General features: G+C 74.0%; 9 protein-coding genes. 6 read left to right on the top strand and 3 right to left on the bottom strand.

Annotated elements, in window-relative coordinates; translation table 11 throughout:
• Window positions 1-55: 55 nt before the first annotated feature.
• Complete coding sequence (locus ABTZ91_RS09290) at window positions 56-1,756, bottom strand: M1 family metallopeptidase (RefSeq protein ID WP_352076520.1); 1,701 nt, start codon at window positions 1,754-1,756, stop codon at window positions 56-58.
• Window positions 1,757-2,052: 296 nt separating this feature from the next.
• Here ABTZ91_RS09290 and ABTZ91_RS09285 point away from each other — a divergent pair, with 296 nt between their 5' ends.
• The 3 genes from ABTZ91_RS09285 to ABTZ91_RS09275 all read left to right on the top strand — a co-directional run bounded on the left by ABTZ91_RS09285 (window position 2,053) and on the right by ABTZ91_RS09275 (window position 5,820).
• A complete protein-coding gene (locus ABTZ91_RS09285; RefSeq protein WP_407077922.1) occupies window positions 2,053-4,095 on the top strand; it encodes a Xaa-Pro dipeptidyl-peptidase in 2,043 nt (680 codons plus the stop codon).
• Window positions 4,092-5,393, top strand: a complete 1,302-nt coding sequence (locus ABTZ91_RS09280) for a M14 family metallocarboxypeptidase (RefSeq protein WP_352076519.1) — start codon at window positions 4,092-4,094, stop codon at window positions 5,391-5,393. Before ABTZ91_RS09285 ends, ABTZ91_RS09280 begins: the two co-directional genes overlap by 4 nt.
• A 118-nt stretch (window positions 5,394-5,511) precedes the next feature.
• Entirely contained in the window at window positions 5,512-5,820 is a 309-nt protein-coding gene (locus ABTZ91_RS09275; RefSeq protein ID WP_352076518.1) for a hypothetical protein, read from the top strand.
• A 276-nt stretch (window positions 5,821-6,096) separates the two neighbouring features.
• Here the strand turns inward: ABTZ91_RS09275 and ABTZ91_RS09270 are convergent, their stop codons facing one another.
• Window positions 6,097-7,068, bottom strand: coding sequence for an FAD-dependent oxidoreductase (locus ABTZ91_RS09270; protein ID WP_352076517.1), 972 nt, complete (start codon window positions 7,066-7,068; stop codon window positions 6,097-6,099).
• A gap of 59 nt (window positions 7,069-7,127) precedes the next feature.
• Between ABTZ91_RS09270 and ABTZ91_RS09265 the strand changes: the two genes are divergently transcribed.
• From ABTZ91_RS09265 to ABTZ91_RS09255, 3 genes are read left to right on the top strand one after another with little or no spacing between them, the layout of a single operon-like run.
• The gene (locus tag ABTZ91_RS09265; RefSeq protein WP_352076516.1) at window positions 7,128-8,765 is read left to right on the top strand and encodes an ABC-F family ATP-binding cassette domain-containing protein; all 1,638 of its coding nucleotides are present in this window, start codon (window positions 7,128-7,130) and stop codon (window positions 8,763-8,765) included.
• Window positions 8,765-9,505 (top strand): 2-phosphosulfolactate phosphatase, encoded by a 741-nt coding sequence (locus tag ABTZ91_RS09260; RefSeq protein ID WP_352076515.1) that lies wholly within the window; start codon window positions 8,765-8,767, stop codon window positions 9,503-9,505. Before ABTZ91_RS09265 ends, ABTZ91_RS09260 begins: the two co-directional genes overlap by 1 nt.
• Window positions 9,502-9,906 (top strand): hypothetical protein, encoded by a 405-nt coding sequence (locus ABTZ91_RS09255; protein WP_352076514.1) that lies wholly within the window; start codon window positions 9,502-9,504, stop codon window positions 9,904-9,906. Before ABTZ91_RS09260 ends, ABTZ91_RS09255 begins: the two co-directional genes overlap by 4 nt.
• Before the next feature lie 306 nt (window positions 9,907-10,212).
• On the opposite strand, the gene ABTZ91_RS09250 is transcribed toward ABTZ91_RS09255, so the two are convergent.
• Window positions 10,213-12,630, bottom strand: coding sequence for a Tex family protein (locus ABTZ91_RS09250; RefSeq protein WP_352076513.1), 2,418 nt, complete (start codon window positions 12,628-12,630; stop codon window positions 10,213-10,215).
• Window positions 12,631-12,687: the final 57 nt, after the last annotated feature.

Here is a 12,687-nt window from a genome sequence, read left to right as displayed (position 1 = left end):
GCCCCCGGACCGCCCGAGCGGGGTCCGGGGGCGCCACCCGGCCCGTCAGCGCGCGTCAGCGCGCGCCGCCGTGCCCGTCCTCCGACCCGTGTCCGTGCCCGTCCTCGGACCCCTGTCCGTGCCCGGCCTCCGACCCGTGCCCGGTCTCCGGCCCGCGGGCGCCGCCGTGGATCTCGTGGCCTCCGCGGCCTCCGTGACCCTCGTGGTCGTGGATCGTGTTCGTCTCCGCGATCTTCTTCCACGACTTCGGCTGCACCGGCTTCACCGGCTTCACGGCCGCCCCCGAACCCGCCCGATCCGCCGAGCCCGCCGGACCCGCCGTCCGCGCGCCCGGTGCCGCCGCGACCCCGGCCTCCGCCGCCGTCGGAGCGGACGGCTTCACCGGCTGGTACAGCCAGGTGTCGAACAGCTCGGCCAGCGGCTTGCCCGAGATCCGCTCCGCGTACGTCACGAAGTCGGCCACCGAGGCGTTCCCGTACGCGTGCTCCTGCGGCCAGCCCTTGAGGGTCGCGAAGAAGTCCTCGTCGCCTATCTCGTTGCGCAGCGCCTGGAGCGCCAGCGCGCCCCGGTCGTACACGGCGATGTGGAACTGGTCGTCGGCGCCCGGATCGCCCGGCTTCACGGTCCAGAACGGGTCGTCCGCCGCCCGCGTCCGGTACACGTAGTCGGCGAGCTCCTGCGCCGTGCCCTCGCCCTCCTTCTCCGACCACAGCCACTGGCTGTAGCGGGCGAAGCCCTCGTTGACCCAGATGTCCTTCCAGTCGGCGACCGACACGCTGTCGCCGTACCACTGGTGGGCCAGCTCGTGCACGACCACCGAGACGTTCGCGCCGTTCGCGAACTGCCGCGGGCTGTAGAACGGCCGGGTCTGCGTCTCCAGGGCGTAGCCGCTGGTCACGTTGGGCACGTAGCCGCCGAGGGAGTTGAAGGGGTACGGCCCGAAGACCGACTCCAGCCACTCGGCGACCTCGACGGTCCGCTCGATCGACGCGCGCGCCGCGCCCGCGTGGTCGCCGAGATCCTTGCTGTACGCGTTGAGGACCGGCAGGCCGGCCGCTGTCTTGTCCGTGGTGATGTCGAACTTGCCGACCGCCAGCGTGGCGAGGTACGTCGCCTGCGGCTTGTTGGAGCGCCAGTTGTAGCGGGTCCAGCCGAGCCGCGAGGACGTCGACTGCAGCACGCCGTTGCTGATCGCCTGGGTGCCGTCCGGCACCAGGACCGAGACGTCGAAGGTCGCCTTGTCCAGCGGGTGGTCGTTCGACGGGAACCACCAGACGGCCGAGTCCGGCTCCTGGGCGGCGACGCCGCCGTCCGGGGTGCGGTGCCAGGCGGTCCAGCCGCCGATCTTCAGCTCGGACGGCTTGCCCGCGTAACGGACCACGACCGACACGGACTTGTTCTTCTCCAGCGGGACGGCCGGGGTGACCTCCAGCTCGTGGTCGCCGCTCGCCTTGAACTTCGCGACGCGGCCGTTCACCCGCACCTCGCCGACCCTGAGGCCCAGGTCCAGGTTGAAGCGCGACAGGTTCTGCGTGGTGGTGGCGAGGATCGTCGCCGTGCCCTCCAACAGGTCCGTCGCCGGCTGGTACTTCAGCCGCAGGTCGTAGTGCGAGACGTCGTAGCCGCCGTTGCCGCTGGCCGGGTAGTAGGAGTCGCCGATGCCCGGCGCGCCCGGGCTGAAGTCGGCCGCCGATGCCGGGATCGCCAGCAGCAGGGAGGCCGCGAGGGCGCTCGGGACGATGAGTCTGCGGTGCACAGGTGCTCCCCAAGTCGTAAGAATCGTCAGACGCACGGGTGGTCGTCGGTCCTTAGCGACCCTATTCAGCCCTGCGACGCCCCGTCACGTCCAGAGCACCGCCTGTCACATGATCGCCATTCGGCCGACATGAATCACGACCGCGGCCCTGCATCACGCGCGCAGTCATGAATCACGCGCGCAGCCATGGACCATGCGCGTCGCCGCGCATCACACGCGCCGCCGTGGACCACGCGTACCGACTGCCCGGGGAGGCACCCTTTTGCGCGGGAGTCGACCGGAGTACGTTCCGCCCCATGCCGATACCTGTGCCGGTACGTGGGCGGAGAACCCGCCGAGTCCGTTCGTCGCGCAGACCTCTGGCCGTCCTCGCGACGGCCGCCCTCACCACCGCTCTCACCGCGGTCCTGATCAGCCCTCAGGGGGCCCGGGCCGCAGGCCCGCCGTCGGTCCCCGAGTCGAGGCCGGTGTACTCCTACGGCGACGCCGTCCGCGAGTCCGTCTGGGTCGACACCGGACTCGACGGCGACGCCGACGGCCGCACGGACCGCGTCGCCGTCGACATCGTCCGCCCCCGCGAGCCCGCCGCGGCCGGCCGCAGGATCCCGGTCATCATGGACGCCAGCCCCTACTACGCCTGTTGCGGACGCGGCAACGAGGGGCAGAGGAAGACCTACGACGCCGACGGCGACCCGGTCGGCTTCCCGCTCTTCTACGACAACTACTTCGTGCCGCGCGGCTACGCCTTCGTCGCCGTCGACCTCGCCGGCACCAGCCGCTCCGACGGCTGCGACGACGTCGGCGGTCGCTCGGACGTCCAGTCCGCCAAGGCCGTCGTCGACTGGCTGAACGGCCGCGCCCGCGGCTACACGACCCGCACCGGAGACCGGACCGCCCGCGCCACCGCCTGGTCCACGGGCGACGTCGGCATGATCGGCAAGAGCTGGGACGGCACCGTCGCCAACGGCGTCGCCGCCACCGGCGTCGAGGGGCTGCGCACCATCGTCCCGATCGGCGCGATCTCCTCCTGGTACGACTACTTCCACTCCCAGGGCGCCCCGCTCTACGACGCCAACCCGACCTGGCTCTCGGACTACGTCAACAGCCCCGAGGCCAGGGCCCGTTGCGGCGCTGTGCAGGAACGTATCGCCGCCGCCACCCCGTACAGCGGCGACTGGACCCCGGCCTGGAGCGAGCGCGACCACGTCCCCGACGCCGGCAAGGTGAGGGCCAGCGTCTTCGTCGTGCACGGACAGCAGGACCTCAACGTCCGCGCCCACCATTTCGGCCGCTGGTGGGACGCCCTCGCCGCGCACGGCGTCGAGCGCAAGATCTGGCTCTCCCAGACCGGACACGTCGACCCCTTCGACTTCCGCCGTGCCGACTGGGTCCGCACCCTGCACCGCTGGTTCGACCACTACCTCCTCGGCCACGACAACGGCATCGACCGCGAACCGATGGCCGACATCGAACGCGCTCCCGACCGCTGGACCACCGACCGCAGCTGGCCGCCGCGCGGCACCGCGCCCACCGTGCTCCGCCCCGCGCCCGGCACCGCCCCCGGAGTCGGCACCCTCGGCCGTACCCCCGCCACACCCGGCAGCACCGAGACCTTCACCGACGACCCGGCCCTCGACGAGCTCGACTGGGCCGCCGACGCCGACCGCTCCACCCCCGCCAAGGTCTCCTTCACCACCCGGCCCCTCACCCGCGACCTGCGGATCTCCGGCGCCTCGACGGTGACCGTCACCGCCACGCCGACCACCGAGACCGCGCATCTGACCGCCGTCCTCGTCGACCTCGGCCCCGACACCATCCGCGCGTACAACGCGGCGGGCGAAGGCATCACCACCCTTGCCACACGCACCTGCTGGGGAGCGAGCACCGCCGGCGACAGCGCCTGCTACAAGGAGACGCAGGCCCGCACCGCGGACGTGGCCCACACCGTCGTCAGCCGTGGCTGGGCCGACCTCGGCACCTGGGCGGACCCCCGCCGGGGCCGGCCCCTCACCCCCGGACGGGCGTACACGATCACCCTGAACCTCGCCGCCACCGACCATGTCGTCCCCGCGGGCCACCGGCTCGCCCTGATCGTCGCCGGCACCGACAAGGACCTGCTCGACCCTCCGTCGACCCGGCCCACCCTCACCCTCGACCTGGCCCGCACGCGGGCCGCCGTACCGCTGCTCGGCGGGCCGTCGGCCTTCCACCGCGCCACCACCGGGCCCGGCCCGACGGGTGACCTTCCGCCCGGCGCGGACGTTCAGCACCGTGTCGCCCCGACCGGCGCCGCCGCGCCCGCGCGCACCGGCGCCCCGATCCCCGGTGAGGCCCGATGACCCGCACCCCGCGCAGCCCCCGGCGCGCCCTCCTGGCCGCGGCGGGCGCCGCCGCCCTCGCCCTGCCGCTGCTCGCCGCCCCCACCGAGGCCGTCGGCAGCGCGCCCCCGCCGCCCGCACCGCGCACCGGCTTCGAGATCAGCGACGGTGCCCGGTGGACCACCGAGGCCGAGGAGACGGACTTCCTGGCCGCCCTCGACCGGGGCAGCCCACGCCTCACGGTCCGCACGGTCGCCACCACCGCGCAAGGACGCCCGCTGCGCCTCGCCACCGTCGGTACGGGCCCGACCACCGTGCTCCTGATCTGCTCCCAGCACGGTGACGAGCCCTCGGGCCGCGAAGCCTGTCTGACCACCCTGCGGGACCTCGCCCAGGCCCGCGACCACACCACCCGTGCCTTCCTGGCCCGCACCACCGTCCTCGTCGTCCCCACCGCCAACCCCGACGGCCGGGAGGCGAACACGCGCGGCAACAGCGACGGCGTCGACATCAACCGCGACCACCTCGCCCTGCGCACCGCCGAGGCCCGGGCGCTGGCCGCGCTCGTCCGTGACCGGCGGCCCGAGCTGATCTACGACCTCCACGAGTACGGCGCCACCCCGCACTACTACGACAAGGACCTGCTCACCCTCTGGCCGCGCAACCTCAACACCGACCCGCGCGTCCACGACGAGTCCCACACCCTCTCCGAGGCGTACGTGCGGCCCGCCGCCGGACGCGCCGGCCACGACAGCGGCATCTACGGCATCTGGACCGACCCCGTCACCGGCAAGCCCGTCAAGCAGGTCGCGGGCGACGGCCAGGAACGCATCCTGCGCAACACCGCCGGCATCAAGCACGCCGTCGGGCTGCTCGTCGAGACCCGCGAGGACGCCCGCGAACCGGACGAACACAGCGACCCGGCCCTGAGCCACCGGCGCCGGGTCGCCACCCAACGGGCCGCCCTCCAAGGGGCCTTCGCCTACCTCGACGAGCACGGCGGCCGGCTCCTGGCCGCCACCGCCCGGGCCCGCCACACCGGCTTCGCCGACCGCGGCCCCATCCTGCTCGGCGGCGCCGACAACGACCCGGCCGAACCCACGGAGATCCTTCACGACCCGCCGTGCGCCTACCGTCTGACGGACGCTCAGTACGGGGAGGTCGGCGACGAACTGGATCTGCACGGAGTCGTCGTACGCCACGAGGGTGACGGGGTGCTGGTGCCGCTGCGGCAGTCCCAAAGGGCGCTCGTGGCCCTGCTGCTCGACCCCCGGGCCGCGTACGGGATCACTCGGGGAGAGCCTGTGGAGAGGTGTTGAGGACCTGGTGACCGGCGTCAGCGGTGTCCAGGATCATGATCATTCCGGGTTATGGTTACCCATCGGTACTGACCATACCTGAACGGGCGTTTCCCTGCCCGGAACTTGGAGTGACACCATGACGAACGCGACGCCGCTGCGCCGCACCCTCACGGCTCTCGCCGCCACGACGCTGCTGGCCGGGGGCCTGCTGCTCGGCCAGACCGTGACCGCCCCGCCGGCCCAGGCCGCCGGCAAGGTGGGCACCTGCCACGTCGAGGACATGAGCAAGCAGTCCCGCCAGCTCCGCGACAAGGCCGCCCAGCTGAAGCGCCTCGGCGCCACGGCGGAGGCCCGCCGGGCCCTGGCCATGGCCGACGCCCTCGACCGCCGGATCAAGGCCTGCGTCGACGGCGACAACGAGGCGTCGAAGCCCTTCCCGCGCTAGAAACCCCCGAGGGTTCGCCCCTCGGCGCCCGCCCGGCAGGCCCCCGGCCCACCGGGCGGGCGTTGTCGTCCCGTACGACCCCGGTCGCACGGCGCGGGCTGGCGCGGCGGCGAACGGTAGCGGGCCTGCCGCTCGGCCCCGCGCGGATACGGGGCTTCCGCCCGCCCCCGTACGGTACGAGGCTCCCGTACGGCCCGGTCCGCCGCGCGCTCCTGTACGGCGCGGGCCTCCCGCCTCTCGACCGCGAGGCCGAGCAGGCCCGACCCCCCAACCCCGTCAGCTCCCGCAGACCAGCTCGGCCACCCGGTCCGCGCACCCCCAGGCCACCGTGACGCCCGCCCCGCCGTGCCCGTAGTCGTGCACCAGGAGGCCGCCGCCCGGCAGCGGCTCCGCCTCGATCCGCACCCCGGCCGCGCGCGCCGGGCGCAGCCCCACCCGATGGCCCAGGACCCGGGCCCGCGCGATCTCCGGCCTGATCCGGGCGCACCGCGCCACGATCGCCGCCGCCGTCGCCGCGTCCGGCTCGGCGCGCTCGTCGTCCTCCTGCGCCGTACCGCCCAGGATCAGCCGCCCCGGCTGCGGAAAGAAGTACGTCGTCTCGCTCGACGCCCCGTCGGCCGCCGTGAACCAGGTGTCCACGCCCGGGTTCTCCACGAGGACCAGCTGCCCCCGCACCGCCCGCATTCCCGGGTCCGGCACCAGCTCCCGCGCGGCGAGCCCCGTACAGTTCACCACCACCGGCGCCGTGGCCGCCGCCTCCCGCAGGCTCGTCACGGCCCCGTGCCCGACGATTCCGCCGGCCGCCTCGAACCGCTGCCGCAGCCACCCCAGGTGGACCGGCATGTCGATCAGCGGAAGCCGGGCCGCGAGCCCCACCCCGTACGGCCCCGGCACCTCCTCCGGCGCCAGCTGCCGCAGACCGCCGACCTCCCGCGCCCAGCCGCCGAGCCCCGCCAGGCGCGTGTCCGCGTGCACCCCGCTCACCAGGCGCACCCCCGTCGCGGCCGGGTCGGCGGCCAGCTCCTCGTACACCCGCAGCGAGGCGAGCGCCCAGGCGCCGACCTCCGCCGCCGGCTCGATCCGGTACGGCCACCACAGCGCCCCCGCCACCGCCGAGGTCGTCCCCGCCACCCCGTCCCGCGACCGGACCCGCACCCGCAGCCCCCGCTCCGCAAGGCGGATCGCGGCCGTCAGACCGACCACCCCGCCGCCCACCACGACCACGTCCACGACCCCGTCACCGTCCATGCCCGGGACCGTACCGGGATACGGCCCCCCGCGGCCCCTCACTTAGGATTCATCCCCTGATGACTGCCACCCTCGTCGCCAAGAACCTCGCCGCCGGCCACGGCGACCGTTCCCTCTTCTCCGGGCTCGACCTCGTCGTCGCCCCCGGGGACGTCATCGGCCTCGTCGGCGTCAACGGAGCCGGGAAGTCGACCCTGCTCCGGCTGCTCGCGGGCCTCGACACCCCCGAGGACGGAGAGCTGCGGCTCTCCCCGCCCACCGCCACCGTCGGCCACCTCCCGCAGGAGCCCGAGCGGCGCGAAGGGGAGACCGTCCGGGACTTCCTGGCCCGGCGCACCGGCGTCGCCGCCGCCCAGGCGGCCATGGACGAGGCCACCCAGGGCCTCGTCGACGGCACCCCCGGTGCCGACGACGCGTACGCCGTCAGCCTGGAGCGCTGGCTCGACCTCGGCGGCGCCGACCTCGACGAGCGCGCCGAGGAGGTCGCGGCGAGCCTCGGCCTCACCGTCGGGCTCGACCAGCCGATGACCTCCCTCTCCGGCGGCCAGGCCGCCCGCGCCGGACTCGCCTCCCTGCTGCTCTCCCGCTACGACGTCTTCCTCCTCGACGAGCCCACCAACGACCTCGACCTCGACGGCCTGGAACGCCTGGAGACCTTCGTCACGGGCCTGCGTGCCGGCACCGTCGTCATCAGCCACGACCGCGAGTTCCTCGCCCGCACCGTCACCAAGGTCCTCGAACTCGACCTCGCCCAGCAGCAGATCACCCTCTACGGCGGCGGCTACGAGGCCTACCTGGAGGAGCGGGACACCGCCCGCCGGCACGCCCGCGAGGAGTACGAGGAGTACGCCGACAAGAAGGCCTCGCTCGAATCCCGCGCCCTCATGCAGCGCAACTGGATGGACAAGGGCGTCCGCAACGCCCGCCGCAAGGCCACCGACAACGACAAGATCGGCCGCAAGCTGCGCGGCGAGGCCAGCGAGAAGCAGGCCGCCAAGGCCCGCCAGACCCAGCGCATGATCGAACGCCTCGACGTCGTCGACGAGCCCCGCAAGGAATGGGAACTGCGCATGGAGATCGCCGCCGCGCCCCGCTCCGGCGCGGTCGTGGCCACCCTGCGCGAGGCCGAGGTCCGCCGCGGCGCCTTCGCCTTCGGGCCCGTGACCCTCCAGATCGACTGGGCCGACCGGGTCGCCATCACCGGCGCCAACGGCGCCGGCAAGTCCACCCTGCTCGCCGCCCTCCTCGGCCGCCTCCCGCTGGACGCGGGCGACGCGGCCCTCGGCCCCGGCGTCGTCGTCGGCGAGGTCGACCAGGCCCGCGGGCTCTTCCACGGTCCGGAAACGCTCCTCGACGCCTTCTGCGCCGCCGTCCCCGACACCGAGCCGGCCGAGGTCCGCACCCTGCTCGCCAAGTTCGGCCTCAAGGCCGACCACGTCCTGCGCCCCGCCACCACCCTGTCGCCCGGCGAACGCACCCGCGCCGCGCTCGCCCTCCTCCAGGGCCGCGGAGTGAACCTCCTCGTCCTCGACGAGCCGACCAACCACCTCGACCTGCCGGCCATCGAGCAGCTGGAGTCCGCCCTCGACTCGTACGACGGCACCCTGCTGCTCGTCACCCACGACCGCCGGATGCTCGACGCCGTCCGCACCACCCGCCGCATCGAGGTCGCCGACGGCAAGGTGACCGAGCTCTGATGACCGTGTCCTTCGGCTGGGGACCCGTCGAGGCGCGGGCCCTCGCCCGCCAGGGCGGCTGCGTGGTCGTCGTCGACGTCCTCTCCTTCACGACCGCCGTCGGCGTCGCCGTCGAGGGCGGCACCGCCGTCCACCCGTACCGATGGCGGGACGCGGGCGCCGTGGCGTACGCGAAGGAGAAGGACGCCGTCCTCGCCGTGGGCCGCGGCCAGGCCACCGAGGCGCACCCCTGGTCGCTGTCCCCGGCCGCGCTGCGCGCCGCGCCCGCGCCCCGGCCCGACCGGCTCGTCCTGCCGTCCCCGAACGGCTCCGCCATCGCCGCCGAAGCCGCGTCCGGGCGGGCGACCGTCGTCGCCGCCTCGCTGCGCAACCCCACCGCCGTCGCCCGCCGGCTCGCCGCCGAGGGCTACGGCACCGCCGAGCGGCCCCTCGCCGTCGTCGCCGCCGGCGAACGATGGCCCGACGGCTCCCTGCGCCCGGCCCTGGAGGACCTGCTCGGCGCCGGAGCGGTGCTGGCCGCGCTGCGGGACCTGGCGCCGCACCCCTTCACCCCCGAGGCGACCGCGGCGGCCACGCTGTGGGAGGCCACCGAGGACCCGGTCGCCGCCTTGCACGGCTGCGACTCGGGCCGTGAACTGTACGAGTACGGCTGTCCGCGGGACGTGGAGGTGGCCGCCGAGATCGACGCGTCGACCGCGGTTCCCGTCCTCGTGGACGGCGCATTCCAGGAGGCACCATGACCGACGACCGCGTGACCCGGCTCATCGAGATGCTGGACGACCCCGAAGCCGACGTCGACGAGACGATCGACCTCGCCGACGAGATCGCCGCATCGGGCGACCGGGGGGCGCTGCCGCGCCTGGAGGCGGAACTCGACCGCGCCGTCGCCGACCGCAACTCCTACGCCCGCGAACTCCTCGGTGGTGTCGTCGCCGCCCTCGGCGGTACGGAGAAGCTGCCCGTCCTCGTCCGCGCCTCCGCCGTCGACCTGGGCGACGACCAGGACGGCCTGGCCGCCGAGATCGTCGACCTCGTCCAGGCCGACCCGAAGACGGCCCAGCGGCTCCTCCACCCCCTGACGGAGGACGACGACCTGTCGGTCGCGAACCGGGCGGACTGGGCGCTCCGCTTCGTGCCGTAGCCTCCGCGTCTCCTCGCGTGCGGGGGAGCCTGACAGCTCCTCCGCACGTTCCGGCGAAGGCGTGGCACGCCGGCACGTTCCGGCGAAGCCGTGGCAGGCCGGCACGTTCCGGCGAAGGCGCGGCACGCCCGCACGTTCCCGCGAAGCGCGGCACGCCCTCGGCGACGCCGGCCGGAGGGCCTTCGACGCCACGCCAGGGACCTGAGCTCCGCCCCGCATGAGAGGGCCGGCCGAAGACCCGGCGGCGGGCCCGGCCTCCCGGCCGGGCCCGCCCGTTGTCCGCGGCGGCTCCACCTCAGCGGCGGCTCACCGCCCGCGCCGCTTGCCGCCGCCACCGCCCTCGTTCAGGAGGCCTGCCTTCCGCAGGGCGTCCGCCATCGCGCTGTTCGCGGGGGCCGCGGCGCCCTGGCCCCGGCCACGGTTCCCGTCGCGGTCGCGGCTCCGGTCGCGGTCACGGCTCCGGTCGGGGTCACCGCCGCTGCCGCGCCGCTGCTGGGGCGGGCGGCCGCCGCGCTCGCGCTTCGGGGCCGGGGATTCCGCCGCCGCGGCCTCGTCGTCGAGGCGCAGCGTCAGCGAGATCCGCTTGCGCGGGATGTCGACGTCCAGGACCTTCACGCGCACCACGTCACCCGGCTTCACCACGTCCCGGGGGTCCTTGACGAAGTTCTTCGACATCGCCGAGACGTGGACCAGACCGTCCTGGTGGACGCCGACGTCGACGAACGCGCCGAACGCGGCCACGTTGGTGACGACCCCCTCCAGGACCATCCCGGCGGACAGGTCGGAGATCTTCTCCACGCCCTCCTTGAAGGTGGCCGTCTTGAACGCGGGCCGCGGGTCGCGGCCCGGCTTCTCCAGCTCCTTCAGGATGTCGGTGACCGTCGGCAGACCGAAGGTCTCGTCGACGAAGTCGTCCGCGCGCAGCGAGCGCAGCACCCCGGTGTTGCCGATCAGCGCGGCGACCTCGCCGCCCGTGGCCTTCACCATGCGGCGCACGACCGGGTACGCCTCCGGGTGCACCGCCGAGGCGTCCAGCGGGTCGTCACCGCCGCGGATCCGCAGGAAGCCCGCGCACTGCTCGTACGCCTTCGGGCCGAGCCGGGGCACGTCCTTCAGGGCGCGGCGGGAACGGAAGGGACCGTTGGCGTCGCGGTGGGCCACGATGTTCTCGGCGAGGCCGGCGCCGATGCCGGAGACACGCGAAAGCAGCGGCGCGGAGGCGGTGTTGACGTCGACGCCGACGCCGTTCACACAGTCCTCGACGACCGCGTCGAGGGAGCGCGAGAGCTTCACCTCGGACAGGTCGTGCTGGTACTGGCCGACGCCGATGGACTTCGGGTCGATCTTCACCAGCTCGGCCAGCGGGTCCTGGAGGCGGCGGGCGATGGACACCGCGCCGCGCAACGACACGTCCAGATCCGGGAGTTCCTGCGAGGCGAAGGCGGAGGCGGAGTAGACCGAGGCGCCCGCCTCGGACACCATCACCTTGGTCAGCTTCAACTCGGGGTGCTTCGCGATGAGTTCACCGGCGAGCTTGTCGGTCTCGCGGGACGCCGTGCCGTTGCCGATGGCGACCAGCTCGACCGCGTGCTCCTTCGCGAGCCGCGCCAGCTTCGCGAGGGACTCCTCCCACCGGTTCGCCGGGACGTGCGGGTAGATCGTGTCGGTGGCCACGACCTTGCCGGTCGCGTCCACCACGGCCACCTTCACGCCCGTACGGAAGCCGGGGTCCAGGCCCAGGGTGGCCCGCGTCCCGGCGGGAGCGGCGAGCAGCAGGTCGCGCAGGTTCGCGGCGAAGACCCGTACGGCCTCGTCCTCGGCGGCCGTACGCAGCCGCAGCCGCAGGTCGATCCCGAGGTGGACCAGGATCCGGGTCCGCCAGGCCCAGCGGACCGTGTCCAGGAGCCACTTGTCGCCGGGGCGGCCGCGGTCGGCCACGCCGAAGCGGCGCGCGACGATCGGCTCGTACGACGAGGTGGCGGCGGGGCCCTCGCCCGGCTCCTCCGGCTCCAGCTCCAGGGTGAGCACGTCCTCCTTCTCGCCGCGGAGCATGGCGAGGATGCGGTGCGAGGGAAGCGCCGTGAACGGCTCGGCGAAGTCGAAGTAGTCGGCGAACTTCGCGCCCGCCTCCTCCTTGCCCTCCTTGACCCGGGCGACCAGCCGGCCCCGGCCCCACATGCGTTCGCGCAGTTCGCCGATCAGGTCGGCGTCCTCCGAGAACCGCTCGGTGAGGATGGCCCGCGCGCCCTCCAGGGCGGCCGCCGGGTCCGCGACGCCCTTGCCGGCGTCGACGAACGCGGCCGCGGCGGCGAGCGGCTCCACCGAGGGATCGGCGAGCAGCCCGTCGGCCAGCGGCTCCAGACCTGCCTCGCGGGCGATCTGCGCCTTGGTCCGCCGCTTCGGCTTGAACGGCAGATAGATGTCCTCGAGGCGCGCCTTGGTGTCGGCGGCCCGGATCTGCGCCTCCAGCTCGGGCGTCAGCTTGCCCTGCTCGCGTACGGAGTCCAGGACGGCGGTCCGCCGGTCCTCCAGCTCGCGCAGATACCTCAGCCGCTCCTCCAGGGCGCGCAGCTGCGCGTCGTCGAGCATCTCGGTCGCTTCCTTGCGGTAGCGAGCGATGAACGGCACCGTGGAACCGCCGTCGAGCAGTTCGACAGCAGCCTTCACCTGCCGCTCGCGTACGCCGAGCTCCTCGGCGATCCTTGCCTCGATGGACGTCGTCACGATGTCCCGACCCGCCTTCTCGTGCCTCAAGCTTGCGGGATGCATTCTGCCGGGTCG

The sequence above is a fragment of the Streptomyces sp. NPDC126499 genome (assembly GCF_040302485.1).
In the GTDB taxonomy this organism is placed as follows: domain Bacteria; phylum Actinomycetota; class Actinomycetes; order Streptomycetales; family Streptomycetaceae; genus Streptomyces.
This window is presented reverse-complemented; position numbering and strand designations above follow the sequence as displayed.

Excerpts from the sequence above, each read along its gene's own strand:
- ABTZ91_RS09260 (WP_352076515.1), top strand. The coding sequence starts at position 8,765 with ATGACCGTGTCCTTCGGCTGGGGACCCGTCGAGGCGCGGGCCCTCGCC.
- ABTZ91_RS09285 (WP_407077922.1), top strand. The coding sequence starts at position 2,053 with ATGCCGATACCTGTGCCGGTACGTGGGCGGAGAACCCGCCGAGTCCGT.
- ABTZ91_RS09280 (WP_352076519.1), top strand. The coding sequence starts at position 4,092 with ATGACCCGCACCCCGCGCAGCCCCCGGCGCGCCCTCCTGGCCGCGGCG.
- ABTZ91_RS09255 (WP_352076514.1), top strand. The coding sequence starts at position 9,502 with ATGACCGACGACCGCGTGACCCGGCTCATCGAGATGCTGGACGACCCC.
- ABTZ91_RS09275 (WP_352076518.1), top strand. The coding sequence starts at position 5,512 with ATGACGAACGCGACGCCGCTGCGCCGCACCCTCACGGCTCTCGCCGCC.
- ABTZ91_RS09265 (WP_352076516.1), top strand. The coding sequence starts at position 7,128 with ATGACTGCCACCCTCGTCGCCAAGAACCTCGCCGCCGGCCACGGCGAC.
- ABTZ91_RS09270 (WP_352076517.1), bottom strand. The coding sequence starts at position 7,068 with ATGGACGGTGACGGGGTCGTGGACGTGGTCGTGGTGGGCGGCGGGGTG.